The sequence below is a fragment of the Arthrobacter globiformis genome (assembly GCF_030818015.1).
Taxonomy (GTDB): domain Bacteria; phylum Actinomycetota; class Actinomycetes; order Actinomycetales; family Micrococcaceae; genus Arthrobacter; species Arthrobacter globiformis_C.
In genome coordinates this window covers 2573652-2594974 of record NZ_JAUSZX010000001.1, presented here as the reverse complement: position 1 = coordinate 2594974, position 21323 = coordinate 2573652, and the positions used below count along the sequence as shown (strand labels likewise).

At 62.7% G+C, this 21323-nt stretch carries 28 protein-coding genes and 1 pseudogene; 14 read left to right on the top strand and 15 right to left on the bottom strand.

Annotated elements, in window-relative coordinates; genetic code table 11:
• Positions 1-50: 50 nt before the first annotated feature.
• Positions 51-653, bottom strand: a complete 603-nt coding sequence (locus QFZ23_RS12125; RefSeq protein ID WP_306923220.1) for a dihydrofolate reductase family protein — start codon at positions 651-653, stop codon at positions 51-53.
• 63 nt (positions 654-716) lie between these two features.
• On the opposite strand from QFZ23_RS12125, the gene QFZ23_RS12120 reads away from it, so the two are divergent.
• Positions 717-2312 (top strand): ATP-dependent DNA ligase, encoded by a 1596-nt coding sequence (locus QFZ23_RS12120; RefSeq protein WP_306923218.1) that lies wholly within the window; start codon positions 717-719, stop codon positions 2310-2312.
• 151 nt (positions 2313-2463) lie between these two features.
• Positions 2464-3051, top strand: coding sequence for a TMEM175 family protein (locus QFZ23_RS12115; RefSeq protein WP_306923217.1), 588 nt, complete (start codon positions 2464-2466; stop codon positions 3049-3051).
• Positions 3052-3792: 741 nt separating this feature from the next.
• Here QFZ23_RS12115 and cspE read toward each other — a convergent pair.
• Positions 3793-3996 carry a transcription antiterminator/RNA stability regulator CspE gene (cspE, locus tag QFZ23_RS12110; protein ID WP_104046164.1) on the bottom strand — a complete coding sequence of 68 codons (204 nt, stop codon included), beginning with the start codon at positions 3994-3996 and terminating at the stop codon, positions 3793-3795.
• 603 nt (positions 3997-4599) lie between these two features.
• On the opposite strand from cspE, the pseudogene QFZ23_RS23775 reads away from it, so the two are divergent.
• A pseudogene (locus QFZ23_RS23775) lies at positions 4600-4821 on the top strand (GFA family protein); the annotation flags it as partial.
• A gap of 854 nt (positions 4822-5675) precedes the next feature.
• Here the strand turns inward: QFZ23_RS23775 and QFZ23_RS12105 are convergent.
• The 8 genes from QFZ23_RS12105 to QFZ23_RS12070 form a co-directional block, all read right to left on the bottom strand.
• Complete coding sequence (locus QFZ23_RS12105) at positions 5676-6038, bottom strand: hypothetical protein (RefSeq protein ID WP_306923216.1); 363 nt, start codon at positions 6036-6038, stop codon at positions 5676-5678.
• Positions 6035-6451, bottom strand: coding sequence for a hypothetical protein (locus QFZ23_RS12100; protein ID WP_306923215.1), 417 nt, complete (start codon positions 6449-6451; stop codon positions 6035-6037). The genes QFZ23_RS12105 and QFZ23_RS12100 overlap by 4 nt, the downstream gene beginning before the upstream one ends.
• Positions 6452-6462: 11 nt before the next feature.
• Positions 6463-6876, bottom strand: coding sequence for a hypothetical protein (locus QFZ23_RS12095; protein WP_306923213.1), 414 nt, complete (start codon positions 6874-6876; stop codon positions 6463-6465).
• Between the two features lie 469 nt (positions 6877-7345).
• Positions 7346-7651, bottom strand: a complete 306-nt coding sequence (locus QFZ23_RS12090; RefSeq protein WP_306923211.1) for a hypothetical protein — start codon at positions 7649-7651, stop codon at positions 7346-7348.
• A gap of 266 nt (positions 7652-7917) precedes the next feature.
• Entirely contained in the window at positions 7918-8427 is a 510-nt protein-coding gene (locus tag QFZ23_RS12085) for a DUF805 domain-containing protein (RefSeq protein ID WP_306923210.1), read from the bottom strand.
• Between the two features lie 70 nt (positions 8428-8497).
• The gene (locus QFZ23_RS12080; RefSeq protein ID WP_306923208.1) at positions 8498-8764 is read right to left on the bottom strand and encodes a hypothetical protein; all 267 of its coding nucleotides are present in this window, start codon (positions 8762-8764) and stop codon (positions 8498-8500) included.
• 84 nt (positions 8765-8848) lie between these two features.
• A complete protein-coding gene (locus tag QFZ23_RS12075; protein ID WP_306923206.1) occupies positions 8849-9016 on the bottom strand; it encodes a hypothetical protein in 168 nt (55 codons plus the stop codon).
• Between the two features lie 292 nt (positions 9017-9308).
• Positions 9309-9815, bottom strand: coding sequence for a COG4315 family predicted lipoprotein (locus tag QFZ23_RS12070; protein ID WP_306923205.1), 507 nt, complete (start codon positions 9813-9815; stop codon positions 9309-9311).
• A gap of 682 nt (positions 9816-10497) precedes the next feature.
• On the opposite strand from QFZ23_RS12070, the gene QFZ23_RS12065 reads away from it, so the two are divergent.
• The 6 genes from QFZ23_RS12065 to QFZ23_RS12045 all read left to right on the top strand — a co-directional run bounded on the left by QFZ23_RS12065 (position 10498) and on the right by QFZ23_RS12045 (position 14012).
• Positions 10498-10818: a hypothetical protein gene (locus tag QFZ23_RS12065; RefSeq protein WP_306923202.1), complete on the top strand. Its 321-nt coding sequence runs from the start codon at positions 10498-10500 to the stop codon at positions 10816-10818.
• Between the two features lie 838 nt (positions 10819-11656).
• Positions 11657-12148 (top strand): hypothetical protein, encoded by a 492-nt coding sequence (locus QFZ23_RS12060; protein WP_306923200.1) that lies wholly within the window; start codon positions 11657-11659, stop codon positions 12146-12148.
• Between the two features lie 59 nt (positions 12149-12207).
• On the top strand, positions 12208-12693 hold the full coding sequence (locus tag QFZ23_RS12055) for a nucleoside deaminase (RefSeq protein ID WP_306923199.1): 486 nt from the start codon (positions 12208-12210) through the stop codon (positions 12691-12693).
• Between the two features lie 169 nt (positions 12694-12862).
• On the top strand, positions 12863-13156 hold the full coding sequence (locus tag QFZ23_RS12050; RefSeq protein WP_306923198.1) for a DUF4235 domain-containing protein: 294 nt from the start codon (positions 12863-12865) through the stop codon (positions 13154-13156).
• A gap of 80 nt (positions 13157-13236) precedes the next feature.
• Positions 13237-13314, top strand: coding sequence for a twin-arginine translocation signal domain-containing protein (locus QFZ23_RS23770; protein WP_373427933.1), 78 nt, complete (start codon positions 13237-13239; stop codon positions 13312-13314).
• A 2-nt stretch (positions 13315-13316) separates the two neighbouring features.
• Positions 13317-14012: a hypothetical protein gene (locus QFZ23_RS12045; RefSeq protein WP_306923196.1), complete on the top strand. Its 696-nt coding sequence runs from the start codon at positions 13317-13319 to the stop codon at positions 14010-14012.
• A 51-nt stretch (positions 14013-14063) separates the two neighbouring features.
• Here QFZ23_RS12045 and QFZ23_RS12040 read toward each other — a convergent pair whose 3' ends face one another.
• The 3 genes from QFZ23_RS12040 to QFZ23_RS12030 form a co-directional block, all read right to left on the bottom strand.
• Entirely contained in the window at positions 14064-14330 is a 267-nt protein-coding gene (locus QFZ23_RS12040; RefSeq protein WP_306923194.1) for a hypothetical protein, read from the bottom strand.
• 1032 nt (positions 14331-15362) lie between these two features.
• Positions 15363-15674 (bottom strand): DUF805 domain-containing protein, encoded by a 312-nt coding sequence (locus QFZ23_RS12035; protein ID WP_306923193.1) that lies wholly within the window; start codon positions 15672-15674, stop codon positions 15363-15365.
• 10 nt (positions 15675-15684) lie between these two features.
• Positions 15685-15852, bottom strand: coding sequence for a hypothetical protein (locus QFZ23_RS12030; protein ID WP_306923192.1), 168 nt, complete (start codon positions 15850-15852; stop codon positions 15685-15687).
• Positions 15853-15886: 34 nt separating this feature from the next.
• Here QFZ23_RS12030 and QFZ23_RS12025 point away from each other — a divergent pair, with 34 nt between their 5' ends.
• Entirely contained in the window at positions 15887-16075 is a 189-nt protein-coding gene (locus QFZ23_RS12025; protein ID WP_306926815.1) for a CGNR zinc finger domain-containing protein, read from the top strand.
• 78 nt (positions 16076-16153) lie between these two features.
• Here QFZ23_RS12025 and QFZ23_RS12020 read toward each other — a convergent pair whose 3' ends face one another.
• Positions 16154-16903 (bottom strand): hypothetical protein, encoded by a 750-nt coding sequence (locus tag QFZ23_RS12020; RefSeq protein ID WP_306923191.1) that lies wholly within the window; start codon positions 16901-16903, stop codon positions 16154-16156.
• 74 nt (positions 16904-16977) lie between these two features.
• Between QFZ23_RS12020 and QFZ23_RS12015 the strand changes: the two genes are divergently transcribed.
• Together QFZ23_RS12015 and QFZ23_RS12010 are read left to right on the top strand one after the other, a co-directional pair.
• Positions 16978-17208, top strand: coding sequence for a hypothetical protein (locus QFZ23_RS12015; RefSeq protein WP_306923189.1), 231 nt, complete (start codon positions 16978-16980; stop codon positions 17206-17208).
• Positions 17209-17358: 150 nt separating this feature from the next.
• Positions 17359-18246: a transposase gene (locus tag QFZ23_RS12010; protein ID WP_306923187.1), complete on the top strand. Its 888-nt coding sequence runs from the start codon at positions 17359-17361 to the stop codon at positions 18244-18246.
• A gap of 138 nt (positions 18247-18384) precedes the next feature.
• Here the strand turns inward: QFZ23_RS12010 and QFZ23_RS12005 are convergent, their stop codons facing one another.
• The gene (locus QFZ23_RS12005) at positions 18385-18873 is read right to left on the bottom strand and encodes a hypothetical protein (RefSeq protein ID WP_306923185.1); all 489 of its coding nucleotides are present in this window, start codon (positions 18871-18873) and stop codon (positions 18385-18387) included.
• A 312-nt stretch (positions 18874-19185) separates the two neighbouring features.
• On the opposite strand from QFZ23_RS12005, the gene QFZ23_RS12000 reads away from it, so the two are divergent.
• On the top strand, positions 19186-19542 hold the full coding sequence (locus tag QFZ23_RS12000; protein ID WP_306923184.1) for a hypothetical protein: 357 nt from the start codon (positions 19186-19188) through the stop codon (positions 19540-19542).
• Positions 19543-19807: 265 nt separating this feature from the next.
• Positions 19808-20884, top strand: coding sequence for a TRAP transporter substrate-binding protein (locus QFZ23_RS11995; RefSeq protein WP_306923182.1), 1077 nt, complete (start codon positions 19808-19810; stop codon positions 20882-20884).
• The last annotated feature ends 439 nt before the right edge of the window (positions 20885-21323 follow it).

The window sequence follows — 21323 nt, the reverse complement described above, 5'->3', positions numbered from 1 at the left end:
GTAATAAAGCCGTCAACGGGACGTGGTGATGAACGCGATAACCTTGCCCATCAGGCGCCCCGCATGTCCTGCGTCGCCACGCTGCCCGCTCGGTCGTAGACCAGCGACACTGCCCCCTTCGGGAAGGTGCGCGCCGGCTCGGCGAGGCGGAAGGAGGCGGGAACGGTCCCGGTATCGAAGATGCGCTTGCCCTGCCCGAGGGTGATCGGATAGAGCCAGAGGTGGAGGCGGTCGAGCACGTCCGCCGCCAGTAGCGACCGGATGAGGACGCCGCTGCCGAACATGTGCACCTCGTCGAACTCTTCACGGAGCTGGCCCGCTGCCTCTGCATTTGGCAGCACCTTGGTGCCCGCCCACGCCGGAGCAACCAGTGAATTGGAGACGACGAACTTGGGCGCCCGGTTGAGCGTGCCGCCGATCTCGTCGGACTGGTGCGGCCAGTAGGCCGCGAAAATGTCGTAGGTCTTCCGACCGAGGAGCAGGGCGTCGATGCGGCCAATCTCCTCGCCGATGGCAGCGCCGGCCTCGTCATCGGACACCGGCGCCTGCCAGCCACCGAAGGCGAATCCGCCCGCGGTATCTTCTTCGCTGCCGCCCGGCGCCTGGTAGACGCCGTCGAGGGTGACAAACAGGTTGGCGACGATGATGCCCACGCGCCCATTCTGGAACAGGGCCTAATCGCTGTCCATAGCCAGCGGCCGTGACAGACTGGTGCCATGCTACTCGACGAGCTCGTGAGGACCTCGGAAGCCGTCGCGGCCACCCGCTCCCGGCTCGCCAAGGTCAACGAACTGGCAGGCCTGCTGCTCCGGCTCGACCCCGCGGACATCCCGACGGCGGTCGGCTTGCTCACCGCCAAGCCTCGCCAGGGCCGAGTCGGGATCGGCTGGAGCGGCATGCGGGCGGCCAGGGGCGAGCCAGCTCCTGAGCCGAATCTCACTATCGCCCACCTCGACGTTGCGTTGGACCGGCTGCTGGCAGCCGCAGGCGCTGGCTCGACCGTTGAACGCGCCGCCACCCTTCGGACTCTGATGGCGGAAGCCACCGAACGAGAGCAGGCCTTCATCGCCGGCGTGCTGCTCGGAGAACTTCGTACCGGTGCACTCGAAGGCGTACTGACGGATGCGGTTGCCCGCGCCGCCGGCCGGCCGGTCGAGGCCGTACGCCGCGCAGCGATGCTCTCCGGCGATCTCGGCGGGACCGCCCTGCTGGCGGTCACGGGCACCGCGGCCCAGCTTGACGCCGTCGGCCTCGTCGTCGGACGTCCCGTGCAGCCCATGCTCGCCGCAACCGCGGCCAGTGCCGGCGAGGCGCTGGAGACGACGGGGGAAGCGTCGGTGGAATACAAACTCGACGGCGCACGCATCCAGGTGCACCGTGCCGGCGACGACGTGCGCATCTACACCCGCACCCTGGCCGAAGTGACCCACCGGCTGCCTGAGGTGGTGGAGGTGGTGCGAGGACTGCCCGTGCGCGATGTGATCCTCGACGGCGAGACCTTAGCCCTCGACGAGGACGGCGGGCCGCGGCCGTTCCAGGAGACCATGTCCCGGTTCGGGGCGAACGCGGCGCGCACCACGCTGCTGCATCCGTGGTTTTTCGACGTGCTGCACATCGACGGGCGCGACCTGCTCGACGAGCCGCTGTCCACACGCATCGGTGTGCTCGAGCGCATCGCCCCCGGGCACCGCATCCCGGGAAAAATCACTGCGGATGCGGCTGTTGCCGAGAGAGTGTCGCGCGATGCGCTGGCCGCCGGCCATGAGGGCGTGGTCGTGAAGGCGGTGGACTCGGCCTACGCCGCCGGGCGGCGGGGTTCGAACTGGATCAAGGTGAAGCCGGTGCTCACCTACGACCTGGTGGTGCTCGCCTGCGAATGGGGGTCAGGACGGCGCAACGGGCTGCTGTCGAACCTGCACCTCGGAGCCCTGGACCCTGTTGGCGAGTTCGGCGAACCCGGTGGTTACGTGATGGTGGGCAAGACGTTCAAGGGCCTCACCGACGCGCTGCTGCGATGGCAGACTGAAAGGTTCCAGGAGTTGGAGGTGCGGCGCACGGCGGGTACGGTGTGGACCGAGCCGGTCACCGTGGTCGAGATCGCCATCGACGGCGTCCAGCACTCTCCCCGCTATCCGGGTGGAATCGCCCTTCGGTTCGCACGCGTCAAGCGCTACCGTGACGACAAGACGGCCGCGGAGGCCGACACCATCCAGACGTTGCGCGCTCTGCTCCGTCCCCCGCGGGGCAGAAAGGTATCGCCCGCGCCGGCGGAGCCAGATTGGGGAAGAGACGTCCCACACCCGCAAAATTGATGGTTTAGCGTTTTCCGTGCAGGCGCGTGCACGAGCTTCAGATCCTAGCAGCGGAGAAGGTCTCGATGCGCCGACGATCGTCACGTGCCGAGCTCTCCGGGCCCTGGCTGAGGATCCTTAATTAGGATGTTGCTTTGATGGAGGGAAGCCGGTGAACAAGAACCGTCTGGAGGCGTTCAGTGATGGTGTGCTCGCCATCATCATCACAATCATGGTGCTGGAACTCCATGTGCCGGACGAACCGACCTGGCGTGGTTTGGGGTCCGTCCTGCCCACGTTCCTCAGCTACCTGCTCAGCTTCGTCTACGTCGGAATTTACTGGAACAATCACCACCACATGATCCACCTGGCAGGCAGGGTCAACGGGGCGATCCTCTGGGCCAATCTGCACTTGTTGTTCTGGCTTTCACTAATCCCGTTCACCACCCGCTGGATGGATGAGTCCGGCTTCGTGCAGATCCCGGTGCTGACGTACGGGATCAACTTACTGTGCGCCGCGATCGCCTACTTCATCCTGGAACGGGCACTGATCCGCCAACAGGGCCGGGACGGCCCCCTCGCCCAGGCAATTGGCCGGGACTGGAAAGGCAAAACGTCGCCACTGATTTACCTCGCAGGCCTTGGGCTGACCGCTGTCCAGCCACTGCTTGGGGTTGCGGTCTACACCATTGTGGCCCTGATCTGGCTAATTCCTGACCGCCGGGTTGAGCACTTCGTCACCCGTGCTCACCCGGACTGACCCGCCCGGGCGGCATATAGTCCGCTACCTGTAAATGTTTGAGTAGCCGGCTGCCTGTCCCATCAGAACGGGCCCGCAATAAGGAAGATGCAACGATAGTCTCCGGTGTCCAGTGCCGCGGCAGAAAGCGCTACCTGATCGTTGTCCTAATTTAAATCGTCAACGTGGGCTCAGATACCGCGGCGTCATCACAGCCACCAACTCGTCGAACTGAACTCGACCCAACTCATCAAAGACCCACTCATGGCATGGCTGGAACCCCGCCTGGGAACCGCAGGCCGACACGCTTCTCCCCGACGACGTCGTAATCCAAGAAGACACGGCCGGACCGTTTCCCGCCTCGTCAGCCGATCGGTGCGCTTTAGGTTGGCGAAACGGCGGTTATCGGCGTTCCGAAATCACTCAGGAGTAGGGGCTCCGGGCCGTGCACGAAGGCCGAAACGTGTGAGCCGTTGAAGGGCTCGAAGCGGTTACTGAACCTGATAGAGCATTTCGCTGTCCTGTGCTGTTCCGCCGAGGCAGGCAAGGAGTCCGAACTCAGGAGGTAGGGGCGACAGTGGGTCTGGATGTGGGTGCCCAGACCCGCCGCTGCTGCCGTTATGGAATTGTTGGACATTCAGAACGGTTGCCGTTTGGCTGGCGGGCCTCCCTTGTGGTCGTGCCGCTATGCGTGCGGCAACGGGGCTGCGTGAAAACAGAGAAGCTGGCCGGTTTGCAGCCGGCCAGCTTCCTGAGAACCACTTAGAGCGGCTGGATGTTCTCCGCCTGCGGACCCTTAGGGCCCTGGGTGACGTCGAACTGAACCTTCTGGTTCTCGTCCAGGGAGCGGTAACCGCTGGATGCGATTGCTGAAAAGTGTGCGAACACGTCAGCGCTTCCGTCGTCGGGGGCGATGAATCCGAAGCCCTTTTCGGCGTTGAACCACTTGACCGTACCTGTTGCCATGCTTTTTTCCTTCACGGGTCGCGGGCCGGATCCGCTTGTCGGATTGCCGTCCCCGCCACTCACATGTTGAGCCTATGTGTCAGTGCCGGTGCGGGCTACAGATCGGTCAAAGCGGAACCTGGATGAAGCGGTCTGCCCCACTGCCCACGGCGTAGTCGACCGCTCCACGCGGGCCTCTGGGATCCAGTCCTGTCCAACCGCGATCCCAGCCGCGGATTCTTCCACGCAACCCGCCCCTTCAGGCCTCGCTGCCTTACGGGAAAGAGGGCGTGACCTCCCCCGCGTCCTGGTCGTCGGGCACCTTGAGCGCGGCCCCACAACGTGACCCAAGGTAATAGTTGGCGGCGTACAGGGAAGAGCTCAGTCAGATGACGGATGTCCGGGCCTTGCTCCATGGTCATGATGGACAAGTCCAATCCGGGGGCCTGGGCCCTGCTCGCAGCGGGCGGAAGCCGGCTCGGGTGGCCCGTGGGTGGCATCGGCTTAAACGAATAGGAGTAAGACATGCCGGAGAAGTTCACGGGACGTTGCGAGTGTGGCGCCCTCACGTACGAGTTCAGCAACACACCCGACGTCATTGCGAACTGTTAGTGCAAGGATTGTCAGAGATCGTCCGGGGGCGTACTGGCTAGCTATTTCAGGGTGGCCCAGGACGACTTCAAGCCCCTCAGTGGCAGCCCGCGTTCCTATCCTTATGGGGCCGACAGTGGAAACACGCTGGAACGCAACTTCTGTCCTGATTGCGGTGCCCGGGTCTATACCAGACAAGCTCTCAGGATTCCCGGGCCAGGTATTCGTGATGCTCGGCAGCCTCAACGACCCTGAAAGCGTCAGCCGCCGATCATGGAGATGCGAACCTCTCGGATCTACTCGGTGCGGCACGGACGTTCGATCTCACCTTCCCAGACTTTGGACCGCTTGAACGTGCCGGTTTGATCCGGGTAGCAGACGGCATCCTGACGTTTCGCCATCCCGTCCTCCGGTCAGCTATACACGGTGCAGCGACAAGTGAGGAGATCCACCGAGCCCACGAGGCTCTGGCACTGACAATTTCCGACCCTGACCGTGCCGCGTGGCATCGGGCGGCGGCAACAGCGTGCGTCTCCTGTGGGGCCAGGTTCGGGAGGGCTTGGCCGATGCAGAGTACGCCATGCGGATGGCCCGGGATACCTCCCAGCCAATGCTGGGAAGCCACGCCGCAGCCACGGTAGCACGCGCCAACGCCCTCCTCGGAGACTTCTCCAAGGCACAAGCCGCCCTCGCCCATAGTCGCGAACTGATGAAGACTTCACCGCTTGCTGTGACCAGTCCAGACACGCGGTGGGCAGCTGGTCTCATCGCAGTTGGGCAGCAGCGTTTTCGTGATGCCCTCATCGAATTCACCCACATGAGTGTCCATCCTTCACGTGCCCTGTGGGCGATCGCGGATCGTGCTGGGGCGGCAGTGCGTGCGGGCCGGCCCGAGAGCATACTCGAGAATGTAGCTCAGGCTGACACCAGCACCGCCGGCCTCATGGCCCGGAGCGCTGCTACAGGCTCACCTAGCCGACCCGAACCAGTCCGGCGTCAACCTAACCTGCGGAAACGCCGAATTAGCAGCCATGGAACGGAAGCTCCCGCCGCTGCCCTTCCATGGCCCAACGGTACCTATCGGTTGAATCTTCCGGAAGATCCGGGGACTAGGGACCGCCCATGAGGTCGCAGACGAAGACGCCATCCTCGGTGCGGACCGAAATGGAAGTTACCACGCTGTTCCCTGGCGGCGGGTCGGCGGCGTAGATGTCGGCGCCGCCGGCGGTCTTACCGCGCACGGTTAGCCCGTCCAAGGTTCGCCCCGGCCTCGGCTGGGCGCCGGGCCCGCAGTTGAACTCGCGGTCATCGTACTGGACCTTCGAGGGCACCTCTTTCGGTGTCAGTGTCCAATCCGAAGTCAGGAGGTGGACCTCCCACAACCTGATCCCGACCGGAACGAGGACGATGACCAGTGCGGCGGCGACTGCTGCCGACACCGCCCACGCGAGGATGCGCTTCTTCCTGTTCATGGCACTGTTACCCGCTCATCCACATGATCCGAGTACGGCCGTTTGTCGGGGCAGTCAACCGATGCCGAAGTCACCTGTCCGGATGCCACCGCGAACTGCACGCAGGCGCCGACGGTGCGCTGTTCTCCCCACCAGCCGCCGCTGGTCGTCAGGTGCTCCCGGTAGTAGTGATCGGTGTAGAAGTCCCCTTCGGCGTCCCAGCCAAAGTCGTATGGATTACCCAGGCCCTCGAGCTTCGAGGTCACCAGGACCCTGTTGGCCGTGTCAGTGGCTGCCGTGAACTCGGTGAACCAGGCCTTGCCCTCGGCGGCCTTTTCCCAGATGGCGTTGCGTCCCATCTCCTCGGTCGACGGCCCGGCACACGAGCTCAGGGTCAGCACCAGCAGCAGGCAGGCAGCTGCAGCGGGATTCAAGCGCCGGCCCATCAGTCGCGCATGCTGAGTTCGATGTCCGCCCCGTCGACGCAGAGCCGGATGCTCACCCCGTCCACCCAGCCATCAGCGCAGTCCGGCCGGTAGACCGTCCCTACTTCCAGGTCGTATCCCGTGGCCGCGGCCAGCTCGTCGACGTAGACCGGCTCCGCAGCCGGCCATGTCCGGGACAATTTGTGGCAGGACTGGTCAAACGGGATGCAGCCGATGTCGTGTTTCGGGTTCGAGGAGGACGTCAGCTCCCAGTCAGCGGACGGAATGCCATCCGCGATAGAAACCATTCTCTCGATCTCGGCTGATTCTCTGAGGTTGGCACTCACCATCCATACGACGATGAGGGCCATGATCGTAGCGCCGATGCCGCCGAGCGTGTACCAGAGCCACCGCTGACAGCTATTTCGTTGCACGTAATTGTCGTATTGGCCCGGCACAAAGTTAGGTTGTTCCATCAGTCCCCCTGCTGTGGTTTTACTGCCCCCATGGAAACATGCGCAGTATGACATGGGTCCATGAGGGTGACTGGGAAACGGCGCTGCTGGATCCGGAAATCGACCAGAATGAAGCAAGCCAAGCTTGGCCGCCGCGTCCGCGTCGCGCTGACCGCCGAGTAGGCGTTTGGGTCATGTCTGGTTTTCTTCGAAGACCAGGCCTGCGGCGGCGCAGACTTCGACCGGCCCGTGGGTGCGCATCGGACTTCGACCGGCCCGTGGGTGCGCATCGCTCCCTCGGGCACAGTCGTTCGCACGTCCCGCCTTGAGTGGGGCCCGTTGGCTTTCTGGCTCTGAGGGGATCGCAGGCCCGCTGCTTTGCGCGATTTCCGTAGGAAGTTGCGGCTAACTCTTCCTCCCGAGGAGGGGGCCACGGGATTCGAAGCGGTCAGCCCGCGGCCTGACCCTCGCGGGCCACCTCCTCCAGAATCCTGGCTGTCGGCGACGCCGACATCAGTTGCCCCATCACATCCGGCTTATCCCACACCTCGCTGCGCAGCTTTTCCAGAAAGGCGGTCGCTGCTTCCTTGGTGTCGAAGTCAAGGAGTACGGCCACGCCGTTTTGGTCGTCTGTATCCCGGAACACCCGGACAGACCGGGCACCCGAGGCGGCGCGGCCTGCGGGATCGGTGTCGAAGACTTTTTTCCATGCCTCGTAGTCCCGGACCGGATAGCTTGTATGCAGGGTGAACATCGTAGTTCCTTTCCCTCGTGCTAGGTCAGAACCACGATAGGCCGTCCGGCGTCATCCCGGTAGGGCTCGACGCTGGCCGTGATCCGGTGCCGTGTCGGGAAGCCCGCGGCGTCAGGAGAAGGCACCTGTACCGACGAGTTTCGGGCGTAAAGTAGACGAGCCGGCAGCCTCGACATGGGCGCCCTTCCCAGTCTGGACCCGCGAAGCAGAAAGACCAGCTGTCAGTGACAGCGGGTCTTTCTGTTGGTGGTTCGTGCAGGATTAGCTCACGACCCGGCACCGACATCCACGCCAGGCTGGTCGAATCGCTGTCCGGCGGGGTTGGACGGCAAAATCATGAAAACGAGCACGGCGATGGCGCCCAGGAACGGGACCAGGACGAGGAGCAGCAGCCAGCCGCTGAAGTTTCCGTCGTGCAGGCGGCGGACCGACAGTGCCAGGGACGGAACGAGAGTCGCCAGTCCCCAGATGACGAGCAAGACCGTCCCGAAGACGGAACCGGGGCCGGCGGTCGCCGTGCCGGTGAGGCTCGAAGTGGTTGATCCGGCGCTGATGATGATGTTCAGGATGATGCTCACGCCGATGGACACGAGCGTCCACCACCAGTATTCGCTGCGGCTGGCCCTGCCGGAGAACGTGGCGTACTTCTTGAAGAACCGCTTGACGGCCACAGGGAACGGCGCCCCGTAATAGGGGGCCCAAAGCGGAGGTTCACCCTGCCAGGATTGCTGCTGCTGTGGATACGGCTGCTGGGACGGGTATTGCGGCTGACTCAAGGTTTCCCCCCATTGGTTAAGAGTGAAGTGACGCGCTCATCGTACGACCGCTTGAGGGCAAAGTCCCTGCTCAGAGGGCTAATTTACGTGGACTTTCCTGAAAGCGATACGGGCACGCAAAAGGGGCGGCACCGAAGTGCCGCCCCTTTTTGGGAGGATAATTTGACGATGCGAAGTACCGGACGGCGGAAGCGGAGCATCGCGCCGGGCTGGAGAAGAAAACGGTCGGAAGCGTCAGGAGTGCCAGCAGTGACAGTCCGTTGAAGACCGGCTGGCTGATGCCGATGGCAAGTGCGGAAGCGAGGATCAGGATCTGGAGGGATTTGCGGGTTCTCATGCCGTCCATGTGTGCGTCACACCCCCGCCACCGGCGGGGCAGTCAGTGTGATTCCCCGGCGCCCATGATGGAGAAGTGTGCAGCTTAGCCACCCAGGCTGGTGAGCATGGTGGATCGGGCCACGTACAGCCCGATCTTGTGGCCATCAGCTGTATTCGTGCGCAGGACAGCGCGGAGCTGTGCGTTGCGGGTGCTGGCCCCACTGGTCTTGCCCACCTTGTGGTGGCGGGTAACGGAGGATGGAAAGATCATTTGGATCCACTCGTTGGTAGAAGGCCGCCGGCTTTTTGAGAAGTCAGAGTTCTACGAGGCGTGAGCCGCCGAGGAGCGTGCACGCTGTCACTGCCTGGGTGGTGACCCCGGGAACTCCAGAGCTCACCACGGGCATCGAGGATGGATCCGGCGTCAGACATCGCCGGATCCACATGCTCCGGCAAGTCGTCTCTAGGTCGAACCGACGACTCCCGCTTTAGAACAAGGCGCTACTGGTGCCTGGAAATGGGCCGTCCATGTCGGAATCTAGCTTCCGGACGGCAGTCTCCGGCTACTTCAACATTTGACCGGACGGGCTGACCAAGTACCACGCGTTGTTGACGCCCTGGCCGAGGATGTCCCCCGCCTTCGTGTCCTTGGCATAGAAGTAAACCGGCATGCCGTTGAGCGTGATCTGCTTCGAACCGCCGGCTGTGCTGATGGTACCGACTGTGCCTGTGATCCCTTCCACTTTGGGTGCATCCGAGTCTGTCGTGACCGCCGGCCATGCCGCCGCACAGGCGTCCTTGCAGGCACTGGTGGACGAATTCTTGACGTCCTTTGTGAAGAAATAGACGCTTTTCCCGTCCTTGTCCACCACGATCGGGCCCGCCGCTGAGGTGGCGGTCTTGAGCTCCACGTCCGCTGCCGCAGTAGTGGATATACCCGGTGCCGGAGCGGTGGCAGACGCCTGCGGTGTACCTGTGGTAGGACTTGTGGAGCCGGGGTTGCCGCCGCAGCCACCAAGCGCCGCAGCCAGAGTAAGCATCGAGAAGCTGATGCGCAGTTGCTTTTTCATGTCTGCTCCTTAGTTGCCGGTGGCGCCTGTACCTATTTTGCTGCTGGCCAGGGCACAATCAACAGATCTCATGGTTAGGCCCAGGAGATCAATCCCAGAAGGTGTTCTGTTGGATCAAGAAGCGGCGGTGCACGCACCCGCGGCAGGCAGGCCAACGGCCAGGCTGCGTCGATCGCAGTTGCTTCCAACCTTGCAGGACTTGGAGAGCCGGCTACACGACCGGCTTGACCGGACGGAATGAGAGTCATCAGGGCGGACCGCTCGCTCATTGGTCGCATGGCCGTGATGTCACCGGGGACCAGTTCATTCTCCACAGCAATGGCCCCAGGCAACCCGAAGCTCACGTGCGCTTGTGCAAGCGGGCATGGTCGTTCGCCCAGAGCCGTGCCCGGTCCTTCTACCAGCACCGGCAGGGCTGACGGGACGGATTCGACCCGGACAGGGTCCTTCGCGGAATGGATTGCGCTTCTCCGTCGAGTTGGTAGAGGAGTGGCTTGAGCGTGGTGAACGCCAGTCACTGGCGCTTGGTTGCTCACCCGCCGCGAGTCGTGGCGAGCAGTGCCGTCAGAAGCATGTGCCATTGGGCCAATGCGGGAAGACGGTCCTCCGCTTTTGCCGGTGCTAACCCGACTGCGTGAACACCGATCTTCCTGATGTCCCCTCCGGGTGGGACGATTCGGTTATGAGCGAGAAAAATGGCGAGAAGCAGACCAATAGTGAACCGGCCCAGCAGCCACAACCGGCACCGGCAACCCAGCAGATGCGCACCGTGGGTCAACGCCGCCGTGACGCAGAAGAGAAACTGGAGCACCACCTCCAGGAAGCCCGCCACAAAGATGATCCCGAACCTGATGAGTCCGTTCCACAGGAGGTTGAAACGGTTGATGGCAGCGACGTCGCCGCCATCCAGAACGATGACGAGCTAACCGCCGCTGACCGCGTGGACCTGATCGCAAACCAGGTGGTCCCCAAAGGCGGGAATAGCGGGAACAAAGCCGGCTGAAACCTGCGCCAGATCCCGAACGGTAACCAGGCTCAGAACGCCACTTTTCGGTACCCTCACACCCGCCCTGTTCCGCTTGGTTCCGAATCACAGGTGGCCTTACGTGATCGCGTCCTGGCCGGTACCGGATGACTTATCCGCCAAAGTACCTCCCCGGGTGCCGTCCCGGGATCGAAGGCTGCCATGAGCGCGGTGAACGGTTTGTCTTCCCGGGCTTCCCTGCGATCATGGCGCGCGGCTCGCCCCCGGCCAGCCACCGGTTAACACTGCCGCAGAGGTGACCGCTGTGTCGACCCCTATGGAACAAGGCGTGATTGGGTCAGCGCCGGCCCATTACTATTGCCTTGACCGACAATCCCCAGAGTCGGACGATGCAGGCGCGGACATGCCTTGGCTGCGCATTGAGGCCGCCCCGACCAGGGCCTCGGGCAGGTTGGAGACGAAGATCGCAGCGAGCAGCGCCAGTTCCCCTCCCCGAGCGAGACACCCAGCGCGAGATTCTCCTGTACGCCGTCAAGCGTGGCGGTTGCGTGCGGATCGCAAGCTGGCGCTGGAAGCGTCCGGCGGAAGGATTATCCGGCGTTAGGTTCTTCGCCTCATCCGCGAGGTCCTGGCTGACCCGGACATCGAGGAAGAGGTCCGATCCGGATTGCTCAGGCTCAGGACTTCAACGGGTATGTCCGTGCAATTGGGCGTGCGCATAGACTACGGGAAGAGATTCCTGCACTCCATGAAGGACACCCGGATGCCTGCTCTTGATTCAGAGCACCTGATCTTTCGGTATAGCTGCGAGTATCGGGGCGTCCCTGGACCGGATCACGATCCGGCCGGCTATCCAATGGATTGGACGGTCTCGGTTCGCGGCGCGGCCTCGGGCGACAAGGACGGGGCCGACGGCGATGACGTGCACGTTGGTGAGGCGAACTTCAGGATCATCCCTGATGCCGGTACGATCCACTTGCTGGACTCCATGGACGTGGTTGACCAGGAGATGATGCTGCTCGCAGAGATGCTTTTCCACGAAAGACCTGACCTTATGCATTCGGCGGGGATGGACCTGGGAGGCGACCTGCTCCTCCTCTCCTCTATGACCGTTGAGCCCAAGTTCCGGGGCAACCGGATTGGCCACACTATCCTGAAGGCGATCCTGGGAACCGTGGCGCGCAACACCGCCCTGGTCATGCTGGAGGCGGTGCCGCCGCTGGCGGAGGAGACGCCGGAGGAAGGGTCTCCGGAGCATGTGGCGGCCACGGCCGCATTACGGCGCTACTGGATGGACTTCGGCTTCGAGGAAGCCGCCGGCGACTATCTCTACCTCGAGGCCGCCTAAAGCCTCGGGAGCGATGGCACCTCCTGTCCACCGGCCAGTGCCTTTGCGAAGATGACCACATGACCCACGAACAGCAGCAAACCGCCACCCAGAAACCACAAACAGCCCATGACCCCGCCTTCGAAGCCGCCTACCAGGCTGCCCAAAAGAGCCTCGGCGAAGGCGGGATCCCCATCGGAGCAGCGCTGGCCCGTAACGGCGTGGTCATCGCGAGCGGGCACAACGAACGAGTCCAAAACGGCGATCCGATCGCGCACGGCGAAATGTCCGCACTTCGCGCAGCCGGCCGGCAGAAGAGGTACCGGGACACCACGCTCTACACCACCCTCGCCCCGTGTGCCATGTGCACCGGAACCATCATCCAATTCAAAATTCCCCGAGTGGTGGTGGGTGAAGCGCGCACCTTCGACGGCGAATTCGAGCTACTGCGATCACGTGGCGTTGAGGTGGTGGTTCTGGATGATCAGCGCTGCGTTGACATGATGCGCACCTTCCAGAACAACAACCCGGACCTTTGGGCGGAGGACATCGCCGAGCAGGCCTAGTCTTCCATGTCGAAGTCCAGGTCGAGGTCTTCCAGAGCGCCCAGCAGGTCGTGCTGGAAACACGCGGGCGTCCGCAACAGGTTACGCGGTGGCGGTGTTTGGAGTAATTTGGGTAGCCACCGGGCGCCGGCGTCTGAGCGTCCAGCCCCTGTTGCAGACGAGGGACGTTATGGCCAAGAAACCCACCAGCAACCCAGCGAAAACGCTGTACCGGCCGATCGGGCTGGCCTCAGGACTGATCGGCGGCGCCATCGCTGGACAAATTTTCAAACAGGTGTGGAAGCACGCCGCCCCGGGCGACCGGGATGAGCCCCCAACCCCCCTGGCAACCGACTACGGTCTGAAAGAGATCCTGATAGCCGCCGCCATCCAGGGCGCTATTTTCGCAGTGATAAAGACGGTCATCGACCGCGGCGGCGCGCGGCTCTTCGAGCGCTGGACGGGAGAATGGCCCGGCAACTGACTCGGTCTCTGGCTTGCAGTGCCGACCACCTCCAAGCACTACTTTCAACTTCGCTGACGTCGTAATGACTGCTGGAAAAGGTGACCACACGTAGAAGCTTCCTGGTTAGGGCAGGAGCCCTTACAGTGGCTGCTGCCCTCTCCGCCGTTCTGGAGTAAATATGGACCGTCCGCGGGAAACTTCGCTGAATTTCGCTGCTTTGATTGCCAGGCCCGGAAAGGAACCTGCCTCGATACCTGTTCCCGGGCAGCATGCTCTCGGCCTTGACTCTGCGCCGAACACATTGTTCTATGTGCCGGCGGGCATAGGGGCCGTACAGCCGGCCCCGCTTATTCTTTTGCTTCACGGCGCCGGGGGTGAAGCAGCGGGAGGTTTAGGGCTGCTGTCCGCCTTTGCCAAGTCACACAAGATCGTCCTGGCAGCACCGTCGTCGCGAACCTCAACGTGGGATGGCGTCCGTGGAACCTTCGGCCCCGATGTCGAGATGATTAAACAGGCACTGGAGCGGATATTCCAACTGGTCTTCGTTGACCCGAACCGGATCGCTGTGGGCGGCTTCTCGGACGGGGCTTCCTACGCGCTGGGTTTGGGTCTGGCAAATGGGGGCCTCTTTTCCAGGGTCATGGCATTCTCGCCAGGGTTTGTCCCTCCCGTACCTCGTACTGGCAAACCCCGCCTTTTCGTTTCCCACGGAGAGGGGGATACTGTCTTGCCGATTGACCGCACCAGCCGACGGTTGGTGCCTCTCCTAAAAACGGACGGCTACGACGTCACCTATCGAGAGTTCCCGGGCGGCCATTCTGTACCCACCGCCATCTCCCGGGAAGCTATCAACTGGCTGGGCTGGCAGAGGTAGAGGAACCGAAAGTGGTAAGCGGCATTTCCAGCATGCGACGTCCCGCCCGTTCTACCCCGGAACAGTGAAGAAGGCCTTCGGGTCGTCGGCGCCGAGCAGGTCGTGATGGAATACGATGGCGTCCACCGGACGGGTGTCCACGAACTGCACCGCCAACGTTCTGGAGTGGACGACGGTCCACCCAGGAATGGATCCCGGTGTACGCCTCGACGTCCGGCCGTCACGGAGCAGGCCCCGCTCCGAGAGCAGGTCGTAGACAACATTCCAGGCGCGATCCATCAGGTCGTTGATCACCGCTTCCACTGTTGGAGCCGTCACCCCTTCATGGTCCTCCCGGGCACCGACAGGATGGCGGGTACAGCGCGGCGTGTCTTCCAGATGATGCATCTTGATCGGCACGGTGGTTGTTTCGAACTGCTGGCTTGCCCACCACGGAAGCGTGGGAATGAAGGACAGGCCGCACCGGATCGGACTTGCCCTGTGCCTGCTGATCCCTTTAAGCGGGACTGCGGGGTGCGTCTATGACTACCCGGAGCCGGTGCACACGCCAACAACTGACCCCGAACCCGCGCACACCCACACTCCTGCCCCGGCGCCGGTAGCAAGGCCCCCGAAGCCCCACAGGGATCCTCAGGTCCTGGCGCGTGAGGTCAAAAACTACGCTGAGCTGGACCGGCTCCTTAAGGCAGTGCCGGGGCCAAGCCTCCTTTTTGAGGAAGGGCCACTCGATGGCCCCCTCCGGGGCTTTGGCACGACGGCGAAGGTGCCGGCAGCCGGGCTATACACCGTCACTGCAGCCTGTGTTGGTGCTTCCGGTGCGAAGGTCGCCGTTGGACAGGAGCATCCCGGCGCCCCCTTCCGGCCGATGGAGCTCGCACTGGATTGCGCCAGGACCACTTCCCGGGTCATTGGAATTCAGCAGGGGTACCTTTTCGCTCATCTGTTGCTCCCCAGCCCGGGCGATACGCCGTGGACAGGGCCAGTGGGCGGAGTACGTGTGACCGGTCAGGTGCATCACGCCTGCTCCGCGCCAGCTCCCCGTCCACCTTGAGTTCGCCGGCAGCGACGTGCTCAACGGTGCCCCGGTAGGCCTCGGCGACATAGTCCTCGAGGTCGTTGGCCCCGATGCGCCAGATGGCCCGGCCGCCGACCTGGATGGCGCGAAGCTCACCGCTACTTGATCAGTGACCGGATGAGGCTTTGCTTCACGTTCAGCTCTTCAGCGGCCTGGTCAATGGTCAGGAATCAGTGCTTCTAGGGTTCATCGGACACCGGACCATCCTACGTGCATAAGAAAGCCCCGCTGTCAGGTGACAACGGGCTTCTCAGGCGATCAGCTCGCTGGCGGTGTCAGTAACCTGCGGGCTGGTCGAACCGCTGCCCGGCGGGGGCGGAACCGAGGGTAAACACCAGCAGGAAGATCGGGCCTGCGCACGGGATCAGGCCGAGCAGGATCATCCATCCGCTCTTGTTGCTGTCGTGGAGACGGCGCACCGTCAGCGTCAACGACGGGACAATGGTGGCCAAGGCCCAGATAACAACAAGAATCAGCCCGAAGGCGGCCCCTGGGCCCAGCTGCGGGCTGCTGCTGAGGCCCGATGACCTCATTGCCGCGCCGGCATTGGCGACAATGTTCAGGATGAAGCTGACGATGCCGGCCACGAGGGGTCCATCACCAGTACTCGCTCCGGCTGGCGCTGCCGGTGAACGTCGCGTACTTCTTGAAGAACTGCCTGTCGGCGACGGGAAACGGGGCCCCGTAGTACGGGGCACACAGCGGTGGTTCGCCGGCGGTGTCCTGGTAAGGATTCTGCTGTTGCGGGTATTGCGGATAGCTCAAGATTCCCCCGAATGCCGAGTGATGAGAGGAGCTCATCGTACGGTGGCCTGCCTCCCTGCTTAGCGGCGACCAAGCATCGCTGCTCGCGTCCTGCGAAGCGGACGCGTGCGAACGATTCTTCCTCCGCACCCACGCACGACGGCAATGGTGCTCAACCCGCTGCGGCGACCGAGTCCGCGCCGCACGCGCCTACTCACGCAAAGGAGCGATACACAGCGCATAATTCATCTGCTGCCGAAGCCACTCAAATGACCAACACGCCCGCCCTGATCGGGCGGGGATGGACATTTCATCTCTGCAGCTAGCGGCCCGGTTGGTCTACCGCAGCCACAGCGGACCTGCCATCCGCTTGTGCCGTTGGTCTGTAAGGCAAAGTGGTGGCGGCCAGCATTCCGACAGCCATGAGCAGCCCGGCGGCGACGGCGAGTGCACTGCCGTACCCAGCGGCAAGTTGACCACCCTCGGAGAAGTCGGCATGGTCCGGGCTGCTGGTGACCGTTGCGGCGATACCGGCCAGAACGGCCAAACCAAGCGCGACACTGATAGGCCGGGATTGCGTCAGCAGGGCTGACGCAATCCCGGCCTCCTTCCATTCGGTGTGGTAGACCGCGGCCTGGGTCAGGGCGATGACACCGAGCCCGAACCCAAGGGCAAGGACAAACATGGCCGGCGCCAAATGCAGCCAGTAGCTCGTGTCGACCTGGATGAAGGAAAACCAGAAAACGGCCAAGGCGCTGAGCAGCGCACCCGCCGCGGCAACAAAGCGTGGAGCGGCCCGGTTCAGCAGTTTGAAAGCGGATCCTGCACCGACCGCGAGTCCTGCTGCGAATGGCAGCCAGCCAGCGCCGGTCTGCAGCGGGCTGTACTGCTGAACCTGCTGGAGGTAGAGGGTAATGACGTAAAAGGTGCCCATGGGGCCGATGGCGAGCAGCAACATGGACGCGTAAGCGCCGCCGCGGCCGCGGTCCCGGAACAAACTCAGTCCGTCAAAAAAGGGGGTGTTGAGCCAGGCGGACATAACTTCATAGGAGCCTGATTCGACCAGTCCCATCACCGTTTTGTCTGTGTACCTGGCCTACGCCCTGTTCAATCCGCCATTGATCTCGACTGGGGGCAACTTCCATCTTGGCAAACGACACAACCAACGTAATCGCCGGTATCGACACCCATGCCGACACACACCATGTGGCCGTCATCAACGAACACGGCAAATCCCTCGCGGACAGGGAATTCCTGGCCGTGGGCTCCGGATGCCGGAAAATCGTGGAGTCCACCAGCCACGGTGTGGTCACTGCCGTAGGGGTCGAAGGAAACAGGCTCCTACGGGGCCGAAATCGCCCAGACCCTGCGTGGTGAAGGCCTGACCGTGCTGGAAGTGAACCGCCCAAACCGGGCCGCGCGACGGCTAAAGGGCAAATCCGACCCCTTGGACGCCTACCAGGCCGCTCAATCGGTACTCGACGGCCGGACCAAGTCGATCCCGAAGGCCAAGGACGGTCCCGTTGAATGCCTCCGGATCCTGCGCGCCGGGCGCACTTCGGCGCTAAGGCGCGCACCGCAGCCATCAATCAGATCAAAAGCCTCCTCGTTTCAGCTCCGAACAAACTCCGTCCCAAATACCGGGCACTCGGAACCTCCGCGCTCATCACCGCCCTGCAGCGCACCAGACCAACCGGCCATATCGCTGACCCCGAGTACGTGATGATGCTGACGTTGGAAGCCCCAGCCACCCGCTGCCAGTCCCTGGCAGCCTACATCGCAGCCGCGGACGCCGCTCTCCAAGAAATACTCGGCGCATACGGGCCGATGCTTTGCGACCTTCCGGATGTCGGAACGGAAGTGGACAGCCAGCTCCTGGTGACCGTCGGAGACAACCCGGACCGCCTCGGAAATGAGGCCCAGTTCGCGGCCCTCGTCGGGGTTGCACCCGTATCCGCATCCTCGGGCAAAACCACCCGTCACCGGCTCAGCCGAGGCGGTGACCGCAACGGCAACCATGCCTTGTATCCGGTCGTACTGGTCCGCATGGCATCGTGCCAACGGACCAAGGACTACGTGGCCAAACGCACCGCGGAGGGCGAGAGCAAAGGGGAAATCATGCGCTGCCTCAAACGCTACGCAGCCCGGGAAATCTATCGCCAGATCACCAAACCCCAAGCAACTCCAGACAACACCGATCTGCGCCAAAGGCGCACCGCACTCGGTCTCACCATCACGACCGCAGCCCGCGAGCTTGGCCAATGGCCCTCCAGCATTTCCCTCCTGGAACGGGGCCTCCTCCGCAACGACACCCTTGCGAAGAATTACCGTCATTGGTTGACAGGCCAGCATGAAGCACCCGTCGTTATGTCTCTCTCGCATGACCCGAAATTGCTGACGCATTCCGACAGGTGAACCAGGCACAGGCCTTGACATGGGTCGTTGCTGCCTTTGTCTCCGTAACTCGACTGCGGAAACGAAGGTCCTCACTTTTACGGAAATAACTCCCGCAAAACACCGCGTCCACCCACCGGATACCCATGGGCAATACATCTAATCGGCCCGCGGTGTAGCGGTATTGCTGATTGAGGGATGTTGCCCGGACTGATAGGCAGACGCAATGACTGGTTCGAGTTCGTCGATCACGGTACGGTTCCCGGGGAGAACCACATGGGCGAGAAATTCCGATTCGAGAGTGGCAACCCCGGCTGCCACCGCTGCGAGTTTGGCCTCAGTCGATAGGGCGAAGGCATGCCAAACCCTGCGGGCATTGAGCTCCAGGACTTTTGCTGTAACTTCGCCGTGGACATCCGCGGCGCCTCCCAGGACAGCAGAGATTCCGTCGGGCTGCGGCAATGAGATGACAATGCGGAACTGCCTTCCGCAGGCCCTGAACGCGATGGCGCTGAGGCGCCCGCGCTGACTGAAACGAACATCCGTCGCCCCAAAGTCCAGGAGCGCACGCTCGACATGTTCCCGTGAAGCCCCAACGCTGAAAGAGTCACCACGCGTGTAAAAACTCCGGGAATCAAAAGTTGCCATCGTCTAACTATGCGCCCCCATGCCGCCCTTCGACTGCCTTCAGCGTATCGGCGGGACGAACAAAGCCACAGGAACGATTTCTGGAGCTCAGGTGCAACGGGGTCCGCCGGGGCTAGTGTTGGATGTGTCGGCACATCCCGCAACTACCCTAGAGAGGGTGCAAGAACTCCAAACAGTCCAGCTCGGAACAATTCATGCTGTATCTGAAAAGTCTGGGTGGTTTAGCTGACGTTACCGGACCTGCATGCGTGGTCAGCGATGAGGACACCGTGGAGACGGTTATCTCGCGACTCAGGATGGAGAAGTACACGCATGGCAGTTACCACGTGGACCCTTCAAATTCTTGAGGCCTCCGCGCAAGTCCTAATCAGCAGGCGCGACGAGAGCGATTCCGTCCACCAGCCCGAGCATCCGCAAGAAGGGGACTTTCAGCTGGGTATCCGCCTGAGTGGTTCCCACACAACCAGGGAAACCATTCCCATGAAGAGCCTGAAAGACGCCAAGGTATGGGTCAGAGAACGACTCGACGCCATAGGTGCCCACGCCGGTGTTATCTACTTCTCCACCCTTGGCAGCACTGGACCGAGAACACGGACACTCGCTTCCAACTTTGAACGCTCCGTCGGCTGGCTGGTACCGATAAACACACCGCCCGCCACCACAGAATGAACGACATCCTCGACTGGATAGGCCGAAAAAGGAAAGCAATCTCCACATCCTCCCCGGCTGGCCGTCGAGGCCCCGATCAGCCGTGCATCGACGCTACACAACGTGGCTATCCGCAAGATACTCCTTCGCTGTCAGCTGAACAATGGCGGGAGGAAGCGCAGCATTCCTCAGGGACCCCCATTACTGGCGACGCTACGTCTACCACTGCTTCACGCTTATCCCTGATGTCTGTCCCACTGGTTCATCATCCGGAAGGCGCGTGGACATGAAACAACGGTTCAAATTCATCGGCACGGTGGCCGCGGGTCTAATCGGGATTCTGGCCGCATCAGGGTGCAGTGCGCCCACCGCCAGCCCGCCTGCCACGGAACAAACCAAAACCCTGCGGATTGCCACCGATGACGAACCCGGCCGCCCGGCCGCCGCCCAGATCGAAGAATTCTCCCGCCAGGTCAAGGAACTCTCAGGCGGCAGAGTCCTCATCGAACCTGTCTGGAAGGCCGTAGGCGAGGACAAGGACGACTGGGATCAAGCCGTGGCACGCGGAGTGATTGCCGGCGACTTCGATATGGGTCTCATTCCCGCCCGGGCTTGGGACACCGAAGGTGTGAGTTCGTTCGCCGCCTTGCACGCCCCGTTCCTGGTGACATCAAATGCCCTCATGGCAAAAGTGGCGGAGCCCGCCATTGCGGACGAGATGCTGGGAGGACTGGACAAAGTCGGTGTGTCCGGTCTGGCCCTGTTCCCCGAAGGCACGCGAATGCTCTTCTCCTTCCGCGGACCGGTACTCAAGCCTTCAGATCTTGCCGGGAAGACGGTGCGGGCTCCCCGCTCCGACACCACGTATGCGTTGCTGAAGGCGTTCGGGGCCACCCCCGACGATCTTGTGGGTGATGCGTTCCCAGAGGGCGTTGCCGCCGGAGAAGTTGTCGCGGCGGAGTCGTCGTTCTTGGGGGCCAAGTCCTTGCCTCAGCCCACGACTGCGGCCGCTAACGTGGTGCTTTATTCAAAGTTGAACTCCCTCGTGGCCAACACCCACAGCTTTCAAGCCCTGAGCGAGGCTCAGCGGCAGGCCCTCCAGGACGCTGCGGCAGCTACCCGTACCTGGGCGGCCGACGCCATGACCACGTCCGCGGACGACGCCGCCAACTTCTGTAAGGACGGTGGCACCGTTGTCACGGCGACTGAAAACGAGCTTGCCGCGTTCAAGTCGGCGGGCGCGCCTGTCTACGCGAAGCTCGAAGCGGACCCGGAAACAAAAACACGTATAGCCAAGATCAGGGAGCTGAGAGCCGGCGAACCTGCCCCGGCCGCCATCAAGCCATGCAGCCCCGGCGACTAACTTCCGTCCGCCGCACCTGAACGTGACGGTTTAAGCAGTGACGATCATGGTCTGTTTCAGCCCCCCTTTGCGAGCTCGCAGTCGACTTCGAGGTAGGCAGGTGTGGCACTGGCGTCCTGACCACGATGTAGGCGGTGCCGTCTTTCTATGTCAATCTCTTGAATCAGGTCCACCGCGACGTGGGTGAGGGGTAAGCGTCAGCTCGATCGGCGCACGCACACGCAGCGGCATCATTGTGTGAAGCGTTCAGAGATATTTTCGGCTGACTGCAGCAGACGGAACAGTCGTGGCCGCCGTCTCACCGAGGTTCACGACGATTAAGGAAGTCGTGGACGGCAATGAGGCTGTGTGTAAAACGCTGCAGCGGGGTTTGTTGTGGATCGTTCCTCCTATACCGCTGATCCCGGCCAGGGCTACTCTTCCCGTACGGACGGCCAGT